The sequence below is a fragment of the Streptomyces agglomeratus genome, from assembly GCF_001746415.1.
GTDB classification, from domain to species: domain Bacteria; phylum Actinomycetota; class Actinomycetes; order Streptomycetales; family Streptomycetaceae; genus Streptomyces; species Streptomyces agglomeratus.
In genome coordinates this window covers 7,258,797-7,281,908 of the sequence record NZ_MEHJ01000001.1, presented here as the reverse complement: position 1 = coordinate 7,281,908, position 23,112 = coordinate 7,258,797, and the positions used below count along the sequence as shown (strand labels likewise).

Annotated in this window: 21 protein-coding genes; 12 read left to right on the top strand and 9 right to left on the bottom strand. The window is 71.5% G+C overall.

Features of this window, described 5'->3' with window-relative positions; genetic code table 11:
* Positions 1 to 48 precede the first annotated feature (48 nt).
* The gene (locus tag AS594_RS31850; protein WP_069775331.1) at positions 49 to 2,130 is read right to left on the bottom strand and encodes a SpoIIE family protein phosphatase; all 2,082 of its coding nucleotides are present in this window, start codon (positions 2,128 to 2,130) and stop codon (positions 49 to 51) included.
* Positions 2,131 to 2,360: 230 nt separating this feature from the next.
* Here AS594_RS31850 and AS594_RS31845 point away from each other — a divergent pair, with 230 nt between their 5' ends.
* Positions 2,361 to 3,311, top strand: a complete 951-nt coding sequence (locus AS594_RS31845) for a DUF3048 domain-containing protein (RefSeq protein ID WP_069775259.1) — start codon at positions 2,361 to 2,363, stop codon at positions 3,309 to 3,311.
* 37 nt (positions 3,312 to 3,348) lie between these two features.
* Here the strand turns inward: AS594_RS31845 and AS594_RS31840 are convergent, their stop codons facing one another.
* The 6 genes from AS594_RS31840 to AS594_RS31815 form a co-directional block, all read right to left on the bottom strand.
* On the bottom strand, positions 3,349 to 3,657 hold the full coding sequence (locus AS594_RS31840; protein ID WP_069775260.1) for an SCO5918 family protein: 309 nt from the start codon (positions 3,655 to 3,657) through the stop codon (positions 3,349 to 3,351).
* Positions 3,658 to 3,816: 159 nt separating this feature from the next.
* On the bottom strand, positions 3,817 to 4,020 hold the full coding sequence (locus tag AS594_RS31835; protein WP_006604711.1) for a cold-shock protein: 204 nt from the start codon (positions 4,018 to 4,020) through the stop codon (positions 3,817 to 3,819).
* Between the two features lie 723 nt (positions 4,021 to 4,743).
* On the bottom strand, positions 4,744 to 5,838 hold the full coding sequence (locus AS594_RS31830) for a carboxylate-amine ligase (RefSeq protein WP_069775261.1): 1,095 nt from the start codon (positions 5,836 to 5,838) through the stop codon (positions 4,744 to 4,746).
* A gap of 11 nt (positions 5,839 to 5,849) precedes the next feature.
* Complete coding sequence (locus AS594_RS31825) at positions 5,850 to 6,305, bottom strand: DUF4383 domain-containing protein (RefSeq protein ID WP_069935636.1); 456 nt, start codon at positions 6,303 to 6,305, stop codon at positions 5,850 to 5,852.
* A gap of 221 nt (positions 6,306 to 6,526) precedes the next feature.
* Entirely contained in the window at positions 6,527 to 6,802 is a 276-nt protein-coding gene (locus AS594_RS31820) for an isoamylase early set domain-containing protein (RefSeq protein ID WP_069935635.1), read from the bottom strand.
* A gap of 120 nt (positions 6,803 to 6,922) precedes the next feature.
* Complete coding sequence (locus AS594_RS31815; RefSeq protein ID WP_069935634.1) at positions 6,923 to 7,798, bottom strand: UbiA family prenyltransferase; 876 nt, start codon at positions 7,796 to 7,798, stop codon at positions 6,923 to 6,925.
* Between the two features lie 125 nt (positions 7,799 to 7,923).
* On the opposite strand from AS594_RS31815, the gene AS594_RS31810 reads away from it, so the two are divergent.
* From AS594_RS31810 to AS594_RS31790, 5 genes are all read left to right on the top strand, one after another.
* Positions 7,924 to 8,976 (top strand): type III polyketide synthase, encoded by a 1,053-nt coding sequence (locus AS594_RS31810; protein WP_069775267.1) that lies wholly within the window; start codon positions 7,924 to 7,926, stop codon positions 8,974 to 8,976.
* Positions 8,977 to 8,988: 12 nt separating this feature from the next.
* Positions 8,989 to 9,534 (top strand): isoprenylcysteine carboxyl methyltransferase family protein, encoded by a 546-nt coding sequence (locus AS594_RS31805; RefSeq protein WP_069775269.1) that lies wholly within the window; start codon positions 8,989 to 8,991, stop codon positions 9,532 to 9,534.
* A complete protein-coding gene (locus AS594_RS31800) occupies positions 9,531 to 10,547 on the top strand; it encodes an NAD(P)/FAD-dependent oxidoreductase (RefSeq protein WP_069935633.1) in 1,017 nt (338 codons plus the stop codon). Before AS594_RS31805 ends, AS594_RS31800 begins: the two co-directional genes overlap by 4 nt.
* Positions 10,548 to 10,605: 58 nt before the next feature.
* Positions 10,606 to 11,688 (top strand): non-homologous end joining protein Ku, encoded by a 1,083-nt coding sequence (gene ku, locus AS594_RS31795; RefSeq protein ID WP_079148783.1) that lies wholly within the window; start codon positions 10,606 to 10,608, stop codon positions 11,686 to 11,688.
* Positions 11,689 to 11,866: 178 nt separating this feature from the next.
* Positions 11,867 to 12,958: a glutamate--cysteine ligase 2 gene (locus tag AS594_RS31790; RefSeq protein WP_069935632.1), complete on the top strand. Its 1,092-nt coding sequence runs from the start codon at positions 11,867 to 11,869 to the stop codon at positions 12,956 to 12,958.
* 210 nt (positions 12,959 to 13,168) lie between these two features.
* Here AS594_RS31790 and AS594_RS31785 read toward each other — a convergent pair whose 3' ends face one another.
* On the bottom strand, positions 13,169 to 13,666 hold the full coding sequence (locus tag AS594_RS31785) for a peptidylprolyl isomerase (protein ID WP_069935631.1): 498 nt from the start codon (positions 13,664 to 13,666) through the stop codon (positions 13,169 to 13,171).
* Between the two features lie 211 nt (positions 13,667 to 13,877).
* Between AS594_RS31785 and AS594_RS31780 the strand changes: the two genes are divergently transcribed.
* The gene (locus tag AS594_RS31780) at positions 13,878 to 15,299 is read left to right on the top strand and encodes a PP2C family protein-serine/threonine phosphatase (RefSeq protein ID WP_069935630.1); all 1,422 of its coding nucleotides are present in this window, start codon (positions 13,878 to 13,880) and stop codon (positions 15,297 to 15,299) included.
* 14 nt (positions 15,300 to 15,313) lie between these two features.
* Here the strand turns inward: AS594_RS31780 and AS594_RS31775 are convergent, their stop codons facing one another.
* Positions 15,314 to 16,801, bottom strand: coding sequence for a DNA-binding protein NsdB (locus AS594_RS31775; protein WP_069775279.1), 1,488 nt, complete (start codon positions 16,799 to 16,801; stop codon positions 15,314 to 15,316).
* A gap of 231 nt (positions 16,802 to 17,032) precedes the next feature.
* On the opposite strand from AS594_RS31775, the gene AS594_RS31770 reads away from it, so the two are divergent.
* From AS594_RS31770 to AS594_RS31750, 5 genes are all read left to right on the top strand, one after another.
* Positions 17,033 to 18,184 carry an aminoglycoside phosphotransferase family protein gene (locus tag AS594_RS31770; protein WP_069775280.1) on the top strand — a complete coding sequence of 384 codons (1,152 nt, stop codon included), beginning with the start codon at positions 17,033 to 17,035 and terminating at the stop codon, positions 18,182 to 18,184.
* A gap of 174 nt (positions 18,185 to 18,358) precedes the next feature.
* Positions 18,359 to 19,417, top strand: coding sequence for a glutathione S-transferase family protein (locus tag AS594_RS31765; protein ID WP_069935629.1), 1,059 nt, complete (start codon positions 18,359 to 18,361; stop codon positions 19,415 to 19,417).
* Between the two features lie 116 nt (positions 19,418 to 19,533).
* Entirely contained in the window at positions 19,534 to 20,565 is a 1,032-nt protein-coding gene (locus tag AS594_RS31760; RefSeq protein WP_069935628.1) for a PHP domain-containing protein, read from the top strand.
* 127 nt (positions 20,566 to 20,692) lie between these two features.
* Entirely contained in the window at positions 20,693 to 20,902 is a 210-nt protein-coding gene (locus tag AS594_RS31755; RefSeq protein ID WP_069930921.1) for a YkvA family protein, read from the top strand.
* A 223-nt stretch (positions 20,903 to 21,125) separates the two neighbouring features.
* Positions 21,126 to 23,102, top strand: a complete 1,977-nt coding sequence (locus AS594_RS31750; protein ID WP_079148782.1) for an N-acetylmuramoyl-L-alanine amidase — start codon at positions 21,126 to 21,128, stop codon at positions 23,100 to 23,102.
* Positions 23,103 to 23,112 lie beyond the last annotated feature (10 nt).

Sequence of the window (23,112 nt, the reverse complement as noted above, 5' to 3'; positions counted from 1 at the left end):
GTCCGGCGCGTGAGCGACGGGCTCCGGTTCCTCGCGGGACCGGGGCCCTCAGCCGGACATGGCCGTGGCCCGGGCGATGAGCAGCGCCACGTCGTCGTGGTCGCCCGGGTGGCGCAGGGCGTGCAACAGCAGGTCGCAGGTCTCCTCCAGCGATCCGGGAGGCGCGCTGAGGTGGGCGAGAAGGGCGTCCAGACGTTCGTCGATGGCCTGGTCGCGCGTCTCGACCAGGCCATCGGTGTAGAGGACCAGGCTGTCGCCGGGATTCAGGGCCAGCGTGGTGGTGTGGAAGGTGACCTGGCCGACGCCCAGCGGGGCGCCGGTGGGCAGGTCCAGCAGTTCGGGGGCACGGCCGGGGCGGATCAGGACGGGCGCCATATGGCCGGCGTTGGACAGGACGCACCGGCCCTCGTGGGGGTCGTAGACGGCGTAGATGCACGTGGTGATGGTCTGCCCCATGCGGTCGGTGATGCGGTCGAGATGGTGCAGCACCTGATCCGGCGCGAGGTCGAGTTCGGCGAGGGTACGGGTCGCGGTGCGCAGTTGGCCCATGGTGGCGGCGGCGCTGATGCCACTGCCCATGACGTCGCCGACCACGAGAGCGCTCTTGTCGCCCGTCAGCGGGATCACGTCGAACCAGTCTCCGCCCACCTCGTCGGCCAGCTGTGCGGGCTGGTAGCGGCTGGCGATCTCCAGGCCGGGCTGGTGCGGCGGCCGCTCGGGAAGGAGACTGCGCTGGAGCGTGAGGGCGGTGTTGCGTGCCTGGCGGTACCAGCGCGCGTTGTCGATGCACACCGCCGCCCGCGCGGCGAGCTCGCCGGCGAGCACCTCGTCGTCGGCGCTGAAGGGTTCCTGGTTTCGGGTGCGTTTGAGGTCGAGGGCGCCGAGCACCTTGCCGCGCGCGATGAGCGGCACGGCGAGGTAGGAGTGCAGTCCCGCGGCGTGCAGGAGTCCGGCGGCCTCGGGGCTGCGGGCGATGCAGAGCAGGTCGTCGCCGCTCACGTGGGACACGCGGACGGGCCGGCCGGTGTTCACGCACCGGGTGACCAGCCGGTCGGCCTCGTAGCGGGCCACCTCACCCGGCGGGTCGGCCGCGCGTACCGCCTCGCTGGGGTAGGCGCTGGCCACGGCCAGGGCACGGAACACCGCGGGGCCGCTGTGCGCCGTCACGGGCGAGCGGCCGTTGAGGACACTGTCGAGTACGTCCACGGCGGCCACGTCGGCCAGCTCCGGCACCGAGACGTCCGCCAGCTCGCGCGCGGTTTCGTCGAGGTCGAGCGTCGTACCGATACGGATGGAGGCGTCGGCCACGAGCGCGAGACGCTGTCGGGCCTGGGACGCCTCGATCGTGGCGCGCCGCCGCTCGGTGACGTCCACGACGGAGGTGGCGACGCCGAGCACTTTCCCGCTGGACCCCTCCAGGCGGTAGAAGGACACCGACCACGCCTTCTCCTCGTCCGGGTCGGCCGGGGTGCGCCCGACGGACTCACGGTCGACGATCGGGACACCGTCGGCCAGAACCTCACGCATCGCCGCCTCGATGGACTCGGTGTCCAGGAAGGGGAGGGCTTCCCGGACGCTCCGGCCGACATGTTCGGCGGCGGACAGGCCATTGATGCGTTCGAGTGCCGGGTTCACGGTGACGTAGCGCAGATCCGTGTCCACGACCGCCAGTCCGATCGGGGACTGCGACACCAGTCGGGTGGACAGGGCGAGGTCGCGCTCCAGGCTGTGCAGAGTGGCCTGGTCGGTGGCCAGGCCCAGGGCGTACAGGTCCTTGCGGTCGTCCTCCAGCCGCATGTTGCGGAACTCCACCAGGCGCGTACTGCCGTCCCGGTGACGCATCGGGAAGACGCCGGCCCAGCCCGCCCCTCCCGCCATGACCTGCTCGAACAGCCCGTCGACCAGCTCCAGATGCTGCTCCTGCACCAGCAGCCGGCCCGCGAACCTGCCGAGTGCCTCCTCGGCGGAGTAACCGAACAGATCCTCGGCCTGGGGGCTCCACAGCACGATCCGCCCCTGCGCGTCCAGCACGACGGCCGCGACGCTCAGCAGGTCCAGCAGACCCCCCGGCGTGGAAGGAGCGCCGCCCGGGCGACCGGGGTGGGCAGGGACGGGTTCGGTCGCGCGCATCCCGGGCTCCTTCCGCCCGCCGCCGTTGTCTCGCATCGTCACTTACCCAGGATGCGCCCTCATCCCCTGCGCCGTACCCGGTGAGCGCCGAGCGAGCCGGGTAACAGCCGCTCCCGAAGCGGTGCCGCGAGAACCGGCAACCGCGTGGTGGCGTGATGATGGATGAGGGAGCTGTCGTCGCTGCGGTCACGGAGCGGTGCGTCCCGCGTGCGACCCGGAAGGTGGCAGCCATGAACGCAGCCGGCGCGAGGAGCGCAGCCGCGGCCTCACTCACCACGCTGGCGCTGCTGCTCATGGCGGCGTGCGGCGGCGGAAGCGGAGGCACCGACGGAACCACCGCTCCGGCGGACAGCCGGGTATCGTCCGGCGCCCGCGTCCTCGCGGTGAAGATCGACAATGTCGGGGCGGCCCGGCCGCCGACGGGGCTGGAGCGGGCGGACATCGTCTACCTGGAGCAGGTGGAAGCCGGTCTCAGCCGCATACTGGCTGTCTATTCGTCCGCCGTGCCGCCAGTCGTGGGGCCGGTGCGCAGCGCCCGCGAGACGGACCTGGAGCTGCTGCGGCAGTACAACCGGCCGACGCTCGCCTACTCCGGCGCTCAGAGCCGGCTGATGCCACTCATCGAGGCGGCGCCGCTGGACGCGCTCTCCCCCTCGGACGCGCCGGACGCGTACTTCCGGGGCGGCGACCGGCCGGCGCCGCACAACCTGTACCTGCGGCCCGGGAAGACTCCGTACCGCGCTTCCGGTACGAACGCCGCCGAGGACATGGGACTGCGCTTCGGTCCGGCCCCGTCCGGCGGCGCACCCACGGGCGAGCGTACGGTTCGCTATCCGGCAGCGGGCTTCGCCTTCACCTGGTCGGCGGACCAGGAGCGCTGGCTGGTGACGATGGACGGTGCCCCTGCCCTTACGGCCGCGGGGGAACGGCTGGCCGCTGCGACCGTCGTGATGCAGGAAGTGACCGTGCGCCCGTCGGACTTCGGGGACCGTTCGGGCAACAGGACACCGCTCACCGAGACCGTGGGCTCCGGCTCCGCGACCGTCCTGCGCGACGGCAAGGCGTACGAGACCCGGTGGTCGAGGGACGACGCCGGGTCGCGGACCACGTTCACCGCGGCGGACGGCGAGCGCATGACGTTCGCCCCCGGCCAGGTGTGGATCGTGTACGTCGCACGCTGACCGGCCGCCGGGGCGGCCTGCCAGGCAGGGCCCGGTGTCAGACGCGCTCGGGCTCGCCCAGCAGCGCGGAAGCGGTCTCGAGCGGGGTGAGGACGGGCGGTACGACCGGCGCGGGAACCGCGCGGCAGGTGAAGCCGAGGCGGGCCAGCGCCCGGGTCACTTCACCGGCGCTGAAGTCACGGCGGTCCTGACCGGTGATGACTTCTCCCACCTGCTTCACGGGGTAGTGACGACGGCCGATGATCACCGATTCGCCGGTGACAGGCTCGGGCTTGATGCCCTTCATCGACTCCTGGACGTCGCTTTTGACCAGGTCGAAAGGAAAACGGGCGATAACGCAGCGCATAATGCCTCAGCAAGGTTGAAGAGAGCCGGAACTAAAGGGCACGCCCGATAACGAGCCGAGAAAAACACGAAAAACGCCGACGACAGAGCGGCCCGGAAATCAACGAGCTGGGGCCCGCACCCCAAGGTGCGGGCCCCAGCTGCGCCGTACGCCTGAGCGTCAGGCGGGAACGATGTTCTCCGCCTGCGGGCCCTTCTGGCCCTGCGTGACGTCGAAGTTCACCTTCTGGCCCTCCTGGAGCTCGCGGAAGCCCTGGGCGGCGATGTTCGAGTAGTGGGCGAAGACGTCAGCGCCGCCGCCCTCCTGCTCGATGAAGCCGAAACCCTTTTCCGCGTTGAACCACTTCACGGTGCCAGTAGCCATGTCATATCTCCTTCGGGGCAGTGCCCGGAACCGCACTGTGCGAGTACCGGTGTCGCCGCGATGATCGCCCCTCCGGAAAACAGCACCGGAAATATAAAAGTGCACTCGACGGCACGAACGGCCGACAAGAGCACTTGAAGTCTTTGGGAACCACAACTGCAACTGATATTTACCGTAGCACGACTTGAGCGCGAGAGGGCGGCAAGTAATATCATTTCACCCGGAAGCCGTAAAACCATCGATGAAACCGCTGCCGCGCGGGGGGTTATTTTCTGTTTCGGCGGCCACAGATACGCGGTGGATGCCGGACGGGCACACAGAGGGGCCCCGGTGCGTCCGGCACCGGGGCCTTAGGGGTTCAACACCATCTGTCGGCACTTACGCCGACTATTCTTTTGCCGCACGTCCGCCGGGGAGGCCGGAGATGCGGGACCTTGGATGCGTAACCGGGGACCACCTTCCCATCCGGGGTCTGCGGTGCCTGAGCGAACGGCATCCTCACTCAGGGATCCTGATGGCGTCTGTTCCTCCCTTGCTGATCAATTCCGGTTTGCCTTGGTCTGGTGCGGCGCCGTGTGCACCGCACGCGCCGGTCGTCTCTGCCGCGCTGTGCTGACTTCGTTGGCTACGTTAGAAACTCTAATCACTGTGGACTCAGATGTCTACCACCGTCACGACAGATATTCGCACGGAGGAAGGCCGCTCCCGGGCGACCCCGGTCCGTCACTGCGGCGCGCCCTGCAAAGTGACGAGATCGGTCAGCGCCCGCGTTCCGCCCTCCGCCAGCGCGCGGCGCTGGAGGTCCGCCGACGTGCCCTGCCGCAGGAGGCGGTGGACCAGGGAGGACACCTCCCGCGCGTCTCCCGATTCCTCCAGGGCGGGTGCGATGTGGTCCATCAGCCGGCAGATCACGTCGCCCGCGCTGCGGAGCCTCCCGTCGGGGTCCACCAGCGAGCCGCTGATGCCGTCGCGCGCGGCGTACCAGTTCGCTCCGTGCAGCAGTTCCGGCGGGCAGACGGCCAGCGGCACCCCGGCCTTCTCCTCGGCGATGGCGGTCGAGACGAGCGCCCGTACGATGCCCGCGAACATGACGGCGTCGTCGGCCCTCAGCTGCACGTCCATGCACCGCACCTCGACCGTGGGGTACTTGTCGGAGAGGCGGGCCTGCCAGTAGACCTGGCCCGGGTCACTGATGATCCCGGACGTGAGCAGTCCCCGGATCCGCCGCTCGTGGTCGGCCAGACCGGCGAAATGCGGCGGGGGCCCGCTGACGGGCCAGCGGCCGAAGATCACGGTGCGCCAGCTGGAGAAGCCGGTGTCGTGGCCGTCCCACAGCGGTGAGTTCGCCGACATGGCCACCAGTACGGGCAGCCACACCCTGATCCGGTTCAGGACCGCGACGCCCATCTCCGGATCGGACACGGCCGCGTGCACGTGCATGCCGTTGACCAGCTGCTCCGCGACCAGCTGCGGAGCCTGGGACTCTATGGCGAGGTAGCGCGGTGACCGGGTCACCGGCACCGGCGCGACCTCCCGGAAGGGCGCTGTCGCGCAGGCGGCGAGGCGGCATCCGAACTCCTCGGCGGCGGCGCCGACCGCGTGGCGCAGGCGCAGCAGGTGTCCGCCCACCTCCTCCAGGTCGGTGCACACCGGCGTGGCGACCTCCACTTGCGCCTGGAGCAGCTCGCACTGCACCTCGCGCCGGTCCACCACCGGCTCCAGGCCCGACGACCCCCGAACCTCTTCGGCCAGCGGTACCGGCAGTCCCGTGTCCGGGTCGAGGAGGAGGTACTCCTCCTCGACCCCCACCGTGATCACGCCGGCCCCGGTTATCGTGCCGCGCCGGTGCGCGTGCGGCGGGTGAGCAGGACGCCGAGGGCGATCATGGCCAGCCCCAGAACGAAGTGCAACCAGTTGTCGGCGGTGTTGAGGGGTACGAAGTTGGCCGCGCTGTCGTGGTCGATGAGCAGGCCGTACAGCCACAGCGCCAGATAGACGACCCCGCCGCCGACGAGGAAGGTACGGGCGGTGGACACGGCGCGGGACATGGCCACACCGGCGATGCCGAAGAGGAGGTGGACGAGGTTGTGCAGCACGGACACCTGGAAGAGGCCGAACAGCTTGGCTTCGGAGTCGTGCTCGGCGAACTTCATCGTGTCGTAGTCCGTGGTGATGCCGGGGATGAAGCCGAGGACACCGACCAGCAGGAAGACCGCGCCGACCAGCAGCGCCGCCTGTTGTACCGGGGTCCGGGCGACCGACGCCGTACGGTGCTGAGCACTCATGATCGCAACTTCCTTCTCCACGGGGGCGACCCGTCGGGCCGCCCGATCCGTCCCAGTACTAGGCATTGTGTACCCAGTACTGTCGCGGTTAGCCAGGCCGCTCGATCAGGTGTTCTGTGCGGCGCCGGACCGCTCACCGGCCGTGACCGGGACGACGCGCCGGCACTCGGCTGCCGGCACCCGACGCCCGTACGGTGCCCCGGCACGGCCCGGCGACACGCTCAGGTGTGGACGACGCTGTTGTGACCGTCCTGGTCGTCCGCCTGGCCGTCGTTGAACCAGTAGTCGCCGTGGGCCAGATAGCGGAAGCCGTAGCGCTGTTCCCTGGGGAGGGTGACGGTGACGGAGCGGGTGCCGTCCTCCCGCTCGGTGAAGGGGTGGGCTCCCGGCTGCCAGTCGTTGAAGTCGCCGACCACGCTGACCTGCCCGCAGGCCTGGCCCGCCGGAATGACGAACGTGATCTCCGTGTGCTTCTTGCGTCGGCTGCGCTCCAGCATCGCTGAACCTTTCCTCGGGGGGAGTGTGCCTCAGGATCCCCGCCCAGGGGCCTCCACAGCGCGTCCTGTTGAGCCGACGGCGCCGCCCGTCGCCCGGATGGCGCAGGCCCCGCGCCGGGGTCAGGTGACGGCCGCTCCCTCCCGGAGGAGCAGCGCGACATCGACCGCCGCGACCATGATCGCCGCGAGGAACGGCAGCCTGGGGAAGCGGCGGCCCAGCAGCGCGCCGCCGGCCGCGAGGGCCAGCGCCACCGGCAGCGCCGCCGCCCCGGCGGTGTCGGCGGGGCCGGGGCGCGCGAACGCCGTCAGCGCGGTGGCCGTCACCAGGGGCAGCGGCAGCAGCAGCCGCACCCGGGCGGCGCCCAGCCGCTGCGGCCAGCCGCATACACCGGTGGCCAGATCGTCGCCGATGTCGGGCAGGACGTTCGCCAGATGCGCGCCGACACCGAGCAGCGCTGCGCAGGCGACGATCCACCAGGGCGGCCAGGACCGCCCCTCCAGCCCGAGCGTGACGAACGCGGGGAGCGCCGCGAACCCCACCGCGTACGGCAGCCAGGACAGCACGGTCGCCTTCAGCCCGAGGTTGTACGCCCAGGCCGCCGCGACGCCGGCCAGGTGGACCGTACCCGCGAGGAGGCCGTACGCAAGGGACAGCGGTACGCACAGGACGAGCGCGGTGAGCGCCGCGCCGCGTACGGCACCGGCGCTCACCGAACCGGCGGCCACGGGTTTGGTACTCCGCCCGACGGCGCGGTCGCGCGCGGCGTCGGCGGCGTCGTTGCTCCAGCCGACGGACAGCTGCCCCGTCAGCACGGCGGCGGCCACCAGCAGACACCCGGCCGCGTCCTGCCCGCAGGCCGCCGCCAGCGCGGTCGTCAGCGCGCCGACTGCGAGGGCCGGGCCGGGATGACATGCCATCAGGAGCCCCCGGACCGATCGAAGCCGGCGGCTGGTGGCGGTCCCTGCCGGTGCCCGGTACGCGACCTCAGTGTCCACGCGCCCATGCTAGGCGGCCGGACGGTCGCCGGCGGTGAGCGGCCGGACGAGCGACAAGGCGTGTGGCGACGGCGAGCGGGGGCACTGATTGCAGGGTCCCCCCCACCGCCGACCTCGGACCCCAGATGACCCGGATCGCAGCTGTCCACGGAGCTCTCGCTCCCCACCGGCACGCCCAGCGGGATATCACGGACATGATCGCCCGGGTGTGTCTGCCCGAGGGGGCCGACCGCCGGGTTCTCGACCGGCTCCACGACAGCGCGAGGGTCAGCACCCGTCATACGGCGCTCCCCCTCGCCGCGTACGCGGAGCCTCGCGACTTCGGCGCGCTCAACGACGCCTTCGTCGAGGGGGCGCTGAGCCTGGGCGCCGAGGCTTTGGGCGGGGCGCTCGACGCGGCGGGGCTCTCCCCGCGCGATGTCGACCTGCTGATGTTCACCTCGGTGACCGGCATCGCCACCCCTTCGGTGGACGCGCGTCTGGTGGGGCCGCTCGGGCTGCGGCCGGACATCAAGCGTCTGCCCGTCTTCGGTCTGGGCTGCGTGGCGGGCGCGGCCGGCATCGCGCGTCTGCACGACTACCTGCTGGGCCGTCCGGACGACGTGGCGGTACTCCTGTCGGTGGAGTTGTGCTCGCTCACCTTCCAGCGTGACGACGCCTCGGCGGCCAACCTGGTCGCCGGCGCGCTCTTCGGGGACGGCGCCGCGGCGGTGGTCGCGTGCGGTGCCCGCCGGCCGGCGGCCGGACCGGTCGTGGTCGATACGCGCAGTCATCTCTACCCGGACAGCGAGCACGTGATGGGGTGGGACATCACAGGTTCCGGATTCCGGGTCGTACTGGATGCCAGCGTCCCCGACGTCGTACGCAAGAACCTCGCGGGGGACGTCGACGCATTCCTCGCCGGGCACGGTCTGCGCCGCGAGGACATTACGGCGTGGGTGTGCCACCCCGGCGGCCCGAAGGTACTCGAAGCCGTCGGGGAAGCGCTGGAACTGCCCGACGGCGCTCTCGACGTCACCTGGCGTTCGCTGGCGGCCGTGGGCAACCTCTCGTCGGCCTCCGTGCTCCACGTCCTGCGCGACACCCTCGCCGAACGCCGTCCTCCCGCGGGCAGCGCCGGGCTGCTGCTCGCCATGGGACCGGGCTTCTGCTCCGAACTCGTCCTGCTGCGCTGGTAGGGAGAGGAACTCATGCTCTGGTACACCTCGCTGGTCCTGGCGGTCGGCGTGGAACGCCTCGCCGAACTCGTCGTGGCCCGCCGCAACGCCCGCTGGAGCCTGGCGCGCGGCGCGTTCGAGGCGGGGCGCGGGCACTATCCGGTGATGGTCGTCCTGCACACCGGGCTGCTCGTCGGCTGCCTGGCCGAGGTCCATGGGTGGGGACGGCCGTTCGACCCGGTGGTGGGCTGGACCATGGCCGCCGTCGTGGTGGCCTCGCAGGCGCTGCGCTGGTGGTGCATCCGCACCCTGGGACGCCGGTGGAACACACGGGTGCTGGTGGTGCCGGGCCTGCCCCTGGTGGCCGGCGGACCGTACCGGTGGATGAGCCATCCCAACTACGTCGCGGTGGTGGCCGAAGGGGTCGCCCTGCCGCTCGTGCACGGCGCCTGGCTGACCGCGGCGCTGTTCACCGGCCTCAACGCGGCGCTGCTCACCGTACGCGTCCGCTGCGAGAACGAGGCGCTGGGGCTGTCGGCGCCCTCAGCCGCCGGGAGCGGGGCGGGTGCCAAGCTGTGATCGACCTGCTCGTGGCGGGCGGCGGACCGGCGGGACTGGCAACCGCCATCCACGCGGCGGGGGCCGGCATGGAGGTGGTCGTGGTCGAACCACGCGCCACGCCCGTGGACAAGGCGTGCGGTGAGGGGATCATGCCCGGTGGCGTGCTGGCCCTGGAGGCCCTCGGGGTACGGGTCGGCGGACGGCCGCTGCGCGGTATCCGTTACGTCGACGGGCACCACCAGGCGCAGGCGCTCTTCGGCGACGGCACCGGCCTGGGGGTGCGCCGTACGGACCTGCACGCGGCGCTGGCCCGGCGGGCGGCCGAAGTCGGCGTCGAGGTCGTCATCGGCAGGGTCACGGAGGTGCGGCAGAGTACGGATTCGGTCAGCGCGGGAGGGCTGCGGGCACGGTGGCTGGCCGCCGCGGACGGCCTGCACTCGCCGCTGCGCCACGCGCTCGGCCTGGACGTGCCCAGTCGCCGGCCCCGGCGCTTCGGCCTGCGACGGCACTACCGGATGGCTCCGTGGACGGATTTCGTCGAGGTGCACTGGTCCGTCCACGGCGAGGCATACGTGACGCCGGTCGGCGACGGTGTGGTGGGCGTGGCCGTGCTGAGCACCGCGAAGCGCGGCTTCGACGCCCATCTGGCCCACTTCCCGCACCTGCTCCGGCTCCTGGACGGGCGGCCTCCGGCCGGCTCAGTGCGGGGCGCGGGTCCGCTGCGCCAGCGGGCCCGTCGCCGCACCGCCGGGCGGGTGCTGCTGGTGGGTGACGCGGCCGGGTACACCGACGCGCTCACCGGTGAGGGCGTGGCGCTCGCGCTGGCGTCGGCCGAGGCAGCGGTGCGGTGTCTGAAGGCGGGACGGCCGCAGGCGTACGAGCGCTGCTGGCGGCGGCTGTCCCTGCGGCACCGCCTGCTGACCGAGGGCCTCGTACGGATGAGCGGTCACGCCGCCGTCGCCCGCCTGATCGTTCCGGCGGCGGCCAGGATGCCGCCGCTCTTCACGGCCGCGGTGCGCGCACTCCAGTGACACACCGCGCACCCGCCCGCCCCCGGGATGCGGAACGGGGCGCGTGGGGGTGCCATGGATGCAGGAGGAGGTGGCGGCTGCCATGGCGCGTCCGGTGTGGAGCGGGGCTCTGACCTTCGGCCTGGTGTCCCTGCCCGTACAGATGTTCACGGCGACGGACAGCCACACCATCCACTTCCACCAGCTCCAGCGCGGCACGTCGGACCGGGTCCGCAACAAGCGCGTGAACGAGCGCACCGGCGAAGAGGTGCCGCTCGACGAGATCGTCAAGGGCTACGACGCCGGGGACGAGTACGTACTCGTCGAGCCCGGCGAGCTGGAGGACATCGCCCCCGGCCGCTCCCAGGCCGTGGAGATCACCGGGTTCGTGGACCTCGAAAACGTCGAGCCCGTCTTCTTCGACAAGACGTACTACCTCGGTCCGAAGGGCAAGGAGTACGCCAAGATCTACGCCCTGCTGGAGAAGGCTCTGGCCGAATCGGGCAAGGCGGGCATCGCCACGTTCGTCATGCGCAACCGTCAGTATCTGGTGGCCGTGAAGGCCGAGGGCGGGCTCCTGACGCTGCACACCCTGCACTGGGCCGACGAGATCCGCGATCCGCGCACGGAGATCGGCACGCTGCCCGAAGACACCGAGGTCACCGGCCGCGAACTGAAGATGGCCCAGCAGCTCGTCGAGACGCTCAGCATGGACTGGAATCCCGAGGAGTTCCACGACACCTTCCAGGAGCAGGTGGCCGGGCTCATCGAGGCCAAGCGCAGCGGCGAGTCGGTCGAGAAGGCGGAGCCCCCGGCCGCGTCGACGAACGTGGTCGACCTGATGGAGGCGCTGCGGGCCAGCGTCGACCAGGCCAAGGGCGCGAAGCGCGGCGGGCGGGGGAAGACGGCCGAGGAGAGTGCCCCGGTCGCCCGGATCAAAGACACGGCCGACAAGCGCCGGGCCGGCGGTGCGGCGAAGCCCGGGAGAGAACCCAGGGCGGCGAAGGCGAGTTCGCTCGATTCCCTCACCAAGGCGGAGCTCTACCAGCGCGCCGCGGACGCCGGGGTCCCGGGCCGCTCCTCCATGACCCGCGAGGAGCTCGTCACGGCCCTCAGCGCCAAGAGCGGCAAAGCCGGGCGGCGCAAGGCACGGGCGTCCTAGCCGGACCGGCCCCGCGGAGATCGGCGGCATTAAGACCCGGGCGCAGGGCACAGGGTAAGGAACCGCAGCACGTACTGCCTGATCCGGTCGTGATCGCAGCCGTGGCGCGGGGTCCCTGAACCATGGATACAGCATTGCGCGGGCCCGCATCCGGCCGCGCCGCGGAAAGGCAGTCGACTTGCGTAGTGTCGGAGTGGAGGAGGAGCTCCTCCTGGTGGATGCCCTGACCGGTGAGCCGCAGGCGTTGTCCACCGCGGTACTGGCGGCAGTGTCACGGGAGGGCGGCGACGAGGGCGAGGTCTTCGAGGCCGAGCTGCACCGGCAGATGCTGGAGTTCGCCACCCGGCCGCAGACCTCCATGGGCGATCTCGCGGAGGAGATCAGGCGCTGGCGGGCCGAGGCCGCGCGCCACGCGGAGGACGTCGGCGCCGCCGTGGTCGCCCTGGCCACGTCTCCGCTCCCGGTCAGCCCGGTCATCGGCAGCGGCGAGCGGTACCGGTGGCTGGAGGAACAGTTCGGGCTGACCACACAGGAGCAGCTGACGTGCGGCTGCCATGTCCATGTGTCGGTGGACTCCGACGACGAGGGTGTGGCCGTACTGGACCGGATCCGGCCGTGGCTGTCCGTGCTCCTCGCGATGAGCGCGAACTCGCCGTTCTGGCAGGGCAAGGACAGCGGCTACAGCAGTTACCGCAGCCGGGTGTGGGGGCGGTGGCCGTCGTCCGGGCCGGTGGAGATCTTCGGCAGCGCCGACCGGTACCACCAGCAGGTGAACGACATGGTCGGCACGGGCGCGCTGCGGGACAAGGGGATGATCTACTTCGACGCCCGGCTCTCGCACAATTACCCCACCGTGGAGGTGCGGGTCGCCGACGTCTGCCTCGATCCCGGTACGACCGTGCTCGTGGCCACGCTGGTGCGTGCCCTGGTGGAGACGGCGGCCCGCCAGTGGCGGGCCGGCGAGCCGCCCGCGCGGCACGGCGTCGGGCTGCTGCGGCTGGCCGCGTGGCGGGCCGGGCGGTCGGGGCTGGAGGGGGAGCTGATCCATCCGGTCACGATGCGTCCCGCTCCGGCGGAAGCGGTCGTGCGGGCGCTGTTCGATCACGTCCGGGACGCCCTGGAGGACAGCGGTGACGTGGTACCCGCCCAGGAGGGCCTGGCGGCGCTGCTGAAGACCGGGAACGGGGCGCGCGTCCAGCGGGAGCTGCTGAGCCGCAGCGGTGGCCTGCGGGACGTGGTCACCGAGTGCGTGAGCAGGACCCGTGGGTAGTCCACGGGTCTCGGTCACGGACGGTCCGGGCCGGGGTTGCTGACGGCCGGCGTCACGGGTGGTGGGGGCGCTGGTCCGGCGGCGTCCCGCCGCACTCTCCCCCGCCCCTGTTCGGGCCAACACCTGCGAACCGGCACACAGTGGGAGCGCCGGCCGACGCGGACGTCGGCCGACGCGCTCACGGCCGGAATCTCGGGGAAAGGCGGTTGATCAGATGACGCCGGACTCGGAGATGGTGACCTTGGCCTTCGGCTTGCCGCTCTGGCTGCCGTAGCCCTCGATCTTCTTGACGAGCTCCATGCTCACCTCGTCGGCGACCTCGCCGAACACGACGTGCTTGCCGTCCAGCCACGGCGTCACCACGGTGGTGACGAAGAACTGGGAGCCGTTAGTGTTCGGGCCGGCGTTGGCCATCGACAGCAGGCCCGGCTTGTTGTGCGTGAGCTTGAAGTTCTCGTCGGCGAACTTCTCGCCGTAGATGCTCTTGCCGCCGGTGCCGTCACCGCGGGTGAAGTCGCCGCCCTGGAGCATGAACGCGGGGATGATGCGGTGGAAGGAGGACCCGGCGTAGCCGAAGCCCTTCTCGCCCGTGGCCAGCGCGCGGAAGTTGTCCACCGTCTTGGGCACTACCTCGTCGAAGAGGTTGAAGGTGATCCGCCCGGCGGGCTGGTCGTCGATGGTGATGTCGAAGTAAGCCTTGATCGTCATGGCTCTATCCTGACATCCCGGACCCGCATCCCGTGCATCCGGCATCCCGTGGAGGCGTTTCGGGGCCTTCCAGCGAGGCCCATGGCATATGCCAAAAGCACCACCGTATCGAGTGTTGCCAAATGGCTTACGGGCCTTTCCCCGCTGTGCCACAGTCGTAACTGGTCCATCCATCAGATCTGGCCCGGCCGCGCCTGTATCGGAGTACGACATGCCGTCCCATCTCTTCGCGGACCGTCCTGCGCCCCAGCCGCCCGAGCGGGGTTCCGTCGACGCACTGATCTCACAGACGCGCCGGCTGCGCGGCGACGTGGACGCGGTGCGCCGGGACACGGTCGCGGGGGACGACGAAGACCCGCAGGGGCGCTGGCAGCGGGCTCTGTGCGAACTGGCAGTGCATCAACTCGACGATCTGGGCGCCCACTTGGGGCAGCTCAAGGCCGGTCTGCCCGCACAGACCGGGGAAGCCCCCGCCGACCGGCCGCCGGCCGCGAGCGGTACGTCGTTGCTGTGCCGGGCCGGCAGCGCGGAGTGGGACCTCCTTACCGACGAGGCGCACTGGTCCGACGAGCTGTACGAGATCTTCGGCCGCGCGCCGGAGAGCGGCCCCCTGACGCTGGACGAGCTCCCCTCCATGCTGCTCCCCGAGGACCAGGGCCTCCTCGCCTCGATGGTCACCGACTGCCTCGTCGACGGAAAACCGATCGACGGCGAGTTCCGTATCGTGCGCACCGACGATGTCGTGCGGACCCTGCACATGCTGGGCGAACCCGTGCTCGACTCCGACGGCTGCACCGCCTCCATGTGGGCGGTGCTGCGGGACGTCAGCGAGCTGCGCCGCAGTCAGCGGGCCGTGAGCGAGACCCGCGACTCGCTCCGGCACCAGCAGCACATCGCGCGGACCGAGCACCGGCTGGCGGTCGAGCTCCAGGAATCGGTACTGCCGCCGTGGCGCGGTCCCCTGCGGCTCCCGCACGGCGGCCCCGCGGCGCTCGACCTCGCCGCCCACTACCTGCCGTCCTCGTCGAGCGCGATGATCGGCGGGGACTGGTACGACGCGCTGGAGCTGCCGGACGGCCAGACGTTACTGACGGTGGGCGACCTGACCGGCCACGGCGTCGCGGCGACCTCCGGGATGGCCATGCTGCTCGGCGCCGTGCGCGGGATGGCGATGGCCGGTATCGCACCCGGAGCTTTGATGGGTCACCTCAATCATCTGCTGGAGACCTCCACCCAGCCCGCGCTGGGCAGCGCGATGTGCTGTCGCTACGACCCCGTCACCCGGCTCCTGACCTGGGCGCAGGCCGGCCACCCCGCCCCGCTGCTGTTCCGCGACGGGACGGTGCGCGCGCTGACGCCGCCGGAGGGCGTGCTGCTCGGGGCGACTTCCGGGGCCGCGTACGAGCAGGCCGAAGTACAGCTGCGCGCCGGTGACCTGCTGGTGTTGCACACCGACGGAATCTCGCGCCGCACCCCCACGGACGATGCCGGCCCTTCCAGGCTGCTGGATCTCGCGCCGCGCTTCGCCGAGGCCCGCAGCGCGCAGGAGTGCGTGCGGCTGGCCGTGGAAGAGTTCGGCGAGGCGGAGCGGGAGAACGACGCCTGCGTGCTGATCGCCCGGATCGCGGCGTAGACGGAATCTAGAATCTAGATGGTGGTGTTCCTGTTCGCCTTCTTGGCGGGCAACGCCAGCTGGATCTCCTCGCGCAGGTCCTCGATCTTCGGGTATCCGGCGTACTCGCCGGTGAGCCGGTACATCTGACGCAGCCGGTCCCACGTGCGGTGGGACGAGGTCTCCCCCATCGACACCAGCGCGAGGCGTGCGTACCGGTCGGCCTGTTCCGGATCGTCCGCGATGAAGCACGCGGAAGCCAGCGAGAGGTAGTCGAAAATCTTCGACCGCTGCCTGCCGCCCTCCCGGAGATGGAGCGCCTGCTTGGCGTGCCGCTGCGCCGTGACCGCCGCCGAGGGGTCGTGCTCGGCGAGCGTACGGTAGGCAAGGGCCTGCATGCCGTGCATGTCCGCCTCGTCGAACATCTGCATCCAGCTCGGCGGCGGGACATCTCCCTTGTCCGACACGAACAGTTCCTCCGCCTCCCCCAGCGTGCGCCGCATCGCCTGGCCGCGGCCCATGGCTGCCTGTGCCCAGGCTTCGATGGTGTGCAGCATGGCGCGGGTGCGCGGCAGCATCTGGTCGCCGGACCCGGACTTGGCGAGCTTCATCAGGTCCAGTGCGTCGTCGGGCTTTCCGAGGTGCACCATCTGACGGGCGGCCCGGGAGAGGGCCTCCCCCGCGCGGGGGCGGTCGCCGCCCTCGCGGGCCGCGTGCGCGGCGATGACGAAGTACTTCTGGGCGGTGGGTTCGAGGCCCACGTCGTGCGACATCCAGCCGGCGAGGACCGCCAGGTTGGCGGCCACGCCCCACAGCCGGCGCTGGAGGTGGTCGGGGTGATGGTAGGCGAGCATGCCGCCCACTTCGTTGAGCTGGCCCACCACCGCCTTGCGCTGGAGCCCGCCGCCGCGGGCGGCGTCCCAGGCGCGGAACACTTCGACGGATCGCTCGAGCTCTTCGATCTCCTGCGACCCGATGGGGGCGGCCTCGTAGCGGTCGTACCCAGCGGGGTCGGCGTGCAGGGGATCTTGAGCGTGTGGAGCGTCGGCCGTCAGAGCGGGGTCGGTGTGCATCCAGTCGTGCATGGCGCTGCTGAGTGCGGAGCCTGCGGCGAGCGCGGCGCCCGCGCCCACCAAGCCGCGTCGGTTGAGCATGAGGTCCATTCCCGTGAATTCGGTGAGGACCGCTGCCGTCCGTTCGGGCGCCCACGGAAGACCGTCGGGATTGTCTGCGTTCCTGACGTCTCGCCGTTTCCCCGTGCGCCCGTGCCGGTCGAACCCGAGGTCCTCGATGGTCACGACACGGCCGAGTCGCTCGGTGAACAGAGCTGCCAGCACCTTGGGCACGGGATCGCGTGGGGCTTCCCCCATGTCGATCCAGCGTCGTACGCGCGAGGTGTCGGTCGCCAGCTGCGGATGGCCCATGGCCGCCGCCTGCCGGTTGACCAGCCTCGCGAGTTCGCCCTTGGACCAGCCGGCGAGGCCGAACAGGTCTGCCAGGCGGGTGTTGGGTTCTCCGGTCACTTCAAGCCCCCAGGTTCTCGGCTGAATTCGACAGTAACCCCGTGTCAGAGGCGCCGGGCATATTCGCCAGGGTTCGCCAGGGTCCGCCAGATGGTGTGCCACCCGCAGGCGGGTGTCAGGTAAGAAAGCGCCACCCCGTTCCGGCAACCGGCCGGCATTCCCCAGGGTGTTGACCGGTTGCCGGGGCGGGCGGGCGCACGTAACTCGTCGGCGCGCGAAGGGATCTGTCCCATGTACACAGCATCGTCCTCCGTGTCCGCCCCGCCTCGGCCGTACCGTCCAGTGGCGACGGGCAGCGGACCGTATCTCGATCCCCACCACGCCGGCGGAGCGTCACTCGGCGCGGGACGGGCCCGGCGCGCGGCGGCAGGGCTGGGGTCCGCACCGCTCAGCGGGAGACTCGACTTGTCCGGCCCCCAGGGCGCGCAGTTGCGGAAGGCCATCGCCTCGGTGCACCGGATCTGCCCGGAGTTCAATCCGGTGCAGGTACTGCGCCGCAGCGGACGTTCCGTACTGCTCGTCGGCACCACAGGCCGCGCCACCGCGGTGGCCAAGTGCTTACTGGATCACTCCCCCGCCTGGGCGGAGAGGTTCCGGCACGAAATAGCTGCATACCGCGCGTTCGTCCGGCACCGCCCACCCGTGCGTGTGCCGAGGCTGATCGCCGCGGACCCCGACAACTGCGCCCTGGTGATCGAGCGGATGCCCGGCCGGGTCGCGGCTCTCACCCGCCATCCGGCCGAGGCGCCGCCGCGCGCGGACCTGCGGGCCGTGCTCGGCGCGATCACGCGGGTCAACGCGTGGCGGCCACCACCCGGCATCTTCGAGGCGCCGCTCGACTACGCCTCGCGGATCTCCCGGTACCACGCGCTGGGGCTGCTCACCGACCGCGATCTGGGCGACCTCCAGAAGCTCCTCCACGGGGTCGCGCACGCGTCCGGCGGACGGCAGAACATGGGGCAGTTCTGTCACGGCGACGCGTTGCTCTCCAACATCCTGATGTCGCCGGCCGGACCCGTCCTGGTCGACTGGGAGCACGCCGGCTGGTACCTGCCGGGGTACGACCTGGCGACGCTGTGGGCGGTGCTGGGCGACGCCCCGGCGGCGCGGCGGCAGATCAGCCAGCTGGCACAGGCGCCGGGGACAGCCTCGCGGGACGCGTTCCTGGTGAACCTGATGCTCGTCCTGACACGGGAGATCCGTACGTACGAGACCGCTGTCCAGCGCACCATGCGCGAGGCCGCCCCCGTGAGCGGGGCCGCCAGGCAGGCACCGGCGGGCGCGCTGTCGACCGGTGAGGAGCAGCGGCTGCTGCTGCGGCGGCTGCACGACGACTGCGCGATGGCCCGGCGGGCCGTCCGCGCGGCTGTCGGCACCCGCTGACGGAAGAGGGGAACGCACTGGCCCACCGGTGACCGTCGTCGCCGGGGGGCCAGTGCGTTGCCATGTGCCGTTCCGTGCGGATCGTGGCGCGGCCGTCCGCGTGCGTGCCGGTGTGCGGGGGTACCGGGCGACGAGGGGAAGGCTCTCCGTACCCGACCGGGAAGGAACGTCACGATGAGCGGCGCCGACGACGAAGGCACGTACGGCAGGTACAGCAACACCGCGTACGGGAAGAAGCCCTTCAGGCGGTCGAAGAGCCACTTCACGGACCGCATCACCGCCGACGGCGGGGACGGCTGGCCCGTCGAGGCCGGCCGCTACCGGCTCGTGGTGAGCCGCGCGTGCCCGTGGGCGAGCCGCGCCGTGGTTTCGCGGCGGCTGCTCGGCCTGGAGAGCGCCATTTCCCTGGCCGTGGCCGATCCCGTCCAGGACGACCGCAGCTGGCGGTTCACCCTCGATCCCGGTGACCGCGACCCCGTCCTCGGCATCCGGTACCTGAGCGAGGCCTACGAGGCGCGGGAGAAGGACTACGCCGGAGGGATCAGCGTCCCCGCGATCGTGGACGTGCCGAGCGGCAGGCTGGTCACCAACGACCACCAGCGGATCACGCTGGACTTCGCCACCGAGTGGGCGGCGCTGCACCGTCCGGGGGCGCCCGATCTCTATCCGGAGCGGCTGCGCGCGGAGATCGACGACGTCATGGAAGGCGTCTACCGCGATGTCAACAACGGGGTGTACCGGGCGGGCTTCGCGACGGAACAAGGTGAGTACGAGGACGCCTGCCGGGACGTGTTCCGGCGGCTCGGTCTGGTGTCGCGGCGGCTCGCGGACCGCCGCTATCTCGTGGGGGACACCATCACGGAGGCGGACATCCGGCTCTTCACGACGCTGGTGCGGTTCGACGCCGTGTACCACGGGCACTTCAAGTGCAACGTGCGGAAGCTGGCCGAGGACCCTGTGTTGTGGGCGTACGCGCGCGACCTCTACCAGACGCCCGGTTTCGGCGACACCGTCGACTTCGCCCACATCAAGCACCACTACTACCGGGTGCACACGGGCATCAACCCGACCGGGATCGTGCCGCTGGGTCCTGACCTGTCCGGGTGGCTGAGCCCGCATCACCGGGAGGAGCTGGGCGGGCGGCCGTTCGGGGACGGTACGCCGCCGGAGCCGGTGCCGGTGGCCGAGCGGGTGCCCGCGCCGGGGCCGGAAGCGGCGGCGGAGCAGCCGTAGGGCGGTTCCGGGACCGTCCGCCGTACCCGGACGTGCGCCGCCGCGCGCGCCGGGTGAAGCTGGACACCCCGGCAGCCCGGGGTACGTACTGCCGGACCGGCCGACGAGAGGTGCCGATGGAACCCGTCGAGGCGCTGGAACGGATCGCGTTCCTGCTGGAACGGGGCCAGGCCCCCACCTATCGCGTACGGGCGTTCCGCACGGCCGCTGCCGCCGTCGCGGCACTCCCCGCGGAGGAGACCGCGAGCCGGGCGGCGGCGGGCTCGCTGGAGACCCTCAAGGGCGTCGGTCCCAAGACGGCGCAGGTGGTGCGCGAGGCGCTGGCCGGCGGGACGCCCGCCTATCTGAAGCGGCTGGAGGAGGAGAGCGGCGGCCCCCGGACGGAGGGCGGTGAGCGGCTGCGGGCGCTGCTGCGCGGCGACTGCCATCTGCACTCCGACTGGTCGGACGGCGGAAGCCCCATCGAGGAGATGGGGCGTACGGCGGCGGCGCTGGGCCACGAGTACGCCGTCCTCACCGACCACTCCCCCCGTCTTACGGTCGCGAGCGGGCTCTCGCCCGAGCGGCTGCGCGAGCAGCTGGAGGTGGTCGCGGCGCTCAATGAGCGCTGGGCGCCGTTCCGGCTCCTCACCGGCATCGAGTGCGACATCCTCCTCGACGGCTCGCTCGACCAGGAACCCGGCCTGCTGGAGGAGGTCGACGTCGTGGTGGTGTCCGTGCACTCCAAGCTGCGGATGGACGCCGCCGCGATGACCCGCCGCATGGTCGCCGCGGTGCGCAATCCGCACGCGGACATCCTCGGGCACTGCACCGGCCGGCTGCTCACCGGGCGCGGGCGGCCCGAGTCGCAGTTCGACGCCGACGAGGTGTTCGCCGCCTGCGCCGAATCGGGCACGGCCGTGGAGATCAACAGCCGGCCCGAGCGGCTGGATCCACCGAGGCGGCTGCTGCGCCGCGCCGTCGACGCGGGGGTGCTGTTCTCGGTGGACACCGACGCCCACGCGCCCGGTCAGCTCGACTGGCAGATCTACGGGTGCGCCAGGGCCGAGGAGTGCGGCGTGCCTCCGGAGCGGGTGGTCAACACCTGGTCCATGGACGATCTGCTGACGTGGGCCCGTACGCGCGAAGTGCCGTCGTCCGGTGCCTGAACCGGCCGGCGCACGGGCAGACGGTGTGAGAGAGTGCGCCGGACGTGAGCCGCCTGGAGGTCTTGTGAGTACCGAAGCCTGGACTCTGCTCGTCGTCGCCGTGGTGCTGGTGGCGGCGACGCTCGCCATGGCGGTCTACGTGCTCGTACGGCTGGTCCGCGCCCGCCGGAGCCTGCGGGCGGCGGGGCTACCGGAAGGGCGGCCCTGGGTCTTCTGGGCCGCTGTCGCCTATCTCGTCCTGCCGGCGGACCTGATGCCCGACCCGGTGTTCCTCGACGACATCGGTGTGCTGCTGCTCGCCCTGAAGTCGGTCCGCGCGGGCCGCGACGTGACCTGACGTCAGTTCAATTACCGTGCGGGTCCGTTGGCCGATTATTGGTCGATACCACTGACGCACCGCAGGCCCGCCCGCCGTCGCGGCGAAACTTCGGCCGCACCCGGGCTGACGTGCGAAGTCCCTGCCGCTGAGCCTCATTGACGGATGGTCCGCGAGCCGCTACCCCTGTAGTCGAGCCGCAGCCCGCAGGTCCTTCGCGCACCACCCGTCCCTGGAGGCCGCATTGCAAGGATCCGTCAGGTCACGTTCCAGTGTCGCGCGCAGACGTGCCTGGCAGGCCGGGGGCTTCGTGGTGTCCGCCGCGCTGGTGCTCCCCCTGCTGTCGGCCGGTCCCTCCGCGACGGCCGAGCAGCCCGCCTCCGGTGCATTGCAACGTGCTTTCGCCGCGGCCGCCGCGGAGTACCGGGTGCCGCCGAGCGTGCTGCTCGGGGTCTCGTATCTCCAGTCCCGCTGGGACGCGCACGGCGGCGCGCCGAGCGTGACCGGCGGCTACGGCCCGATGCACCTCACCGACGCGGCCGCCGCGCTGGCGCGGGCTCCGCACCACTCGGACACCGGGGAGGACCCGCGCGGCGACGACGCGCGAGCCGCCCGGTCCGGTGGCGAGGCCGAGCTGCCCGAGGTCTCCGAACTCCCCTACCGGCTCAAGACGCTGGAGCGGGCCGCCGCCCTGACCGGACTGCCGGACGCGGAGTTGCGGCAGAGCCCGGCCGCGAACGTCCGGGGCGGGGCGGCGCTCCTGGCCGCCGCGCAGCGCCAGCTCGGGCAGCCGCTGAGCAGCGACCCGGCCGACTGGTACGGCGCGGTCGCCCGCTTCTCCGCGGCCGACGACACGGCGACCGCGACGACGTACGCCGATGACGTGTACGACGTGATCCGGGCGGGTGAGCGGCGTACGACCGACAGCGGCCAGGACGTCTCGCTGCCCGCCGACCCCGCGCTCGTGCCCGACCGCGCCCGGGCGGCCGGCCTGGGTCTGCGGACCGCTGACGCCGGGCCCGCCGAGTGCCCGAAGACGGTGGCGTGCGAGTGGATCCCGGCCCCGTACAAGGAGTTCGGTGAGGGCGACTACGGCAACCACGACAAGGGCGACCGGCCGGCGAGCCAGGGCATCGACTACATCGTGGTGCACGACACCGAGGCGACCTGGGAAACGACGCTCAAGCTGGTCCAGAACCCGGAGTACGTGTCCTGGCAGTACTCCCTGCGTTCCTCGGACGGGCACATCGCCCAGCACGTGCCGCTGAAGGACGTGGCCTGGCACGCGGGCAACTGGTACATCAACTCCAAGTCCGTAGGCCTGGAGCACGAGGGTTTCCTGACCTCGCCGGACGCCTGGTACACGGAGGCGATGTACCGCACGTCGGCGCGGCTGGTGAAGTACCTGGCGAAGCGCTACGGGATCCCGGTCGACCGGCAGCACATCCTCGGCCACGACAACGTGCCCGGAACGGTCACCGCCAACATCCGGGGGATGCACACCGATCCGGGTCCGTACTGGGACTGGGCGCACTACTTCGAGCTGCTCGGCCGGCCGTTCACCCCGACGGCGGGCCCGGACAGTGGCGCGGTGACGATCCGGCCCGAGTACGACGGGCACCGGCCTCTCTACACGGGCTGTGTGAAGGCGGGCGAGCCGTGTGCCCCACACGGCTCGGGGGCCGTGCGGCTGCACACCGCGCCCGCCTCGGACGCACCCCTGGTGAAGGACGTCGGCCTGCGACCGGGCGGCCAGGACTCGACGGACGGGGTCAACGACACCGGTGCCCGCGCCTCGACCGGTCAGCAGTACGCCGTCGCGGAGCGCAGGGGCGAGTGGACCGCGATCTGGTACCTGGGGCAGAAGGCGTGGTTCCACAATCCGCGCTCGCGGCCGACCGCGGTGAACGCGCGCGGTCTGCTGCTGACGCCGAAGGACGGGGCCGCCGAGGTGCCGGTGTACGGGCGGGCCTACCCGGAGGCGGCGGCGTACGCCGGCACGTCCGTCCCGGTGCAGGCCATTTCGCCTCTGCCGTACAAGCTGCTCGCCGGACAGCGCTATGTGGTCGGCGACCGCGCCCCGGGCGAGTACTTCTTCGCTCCGACGTTCGACACCTCGGGACACCGCGTGATCCGCGGCAAGGAAGCGTACTACGAGTTCCAGTTCGGGCACCGGGTGGCCTATGTGCGCGCCGCTAACGTGCGCGTACTCGCGTCGTAGTCCGTCACGC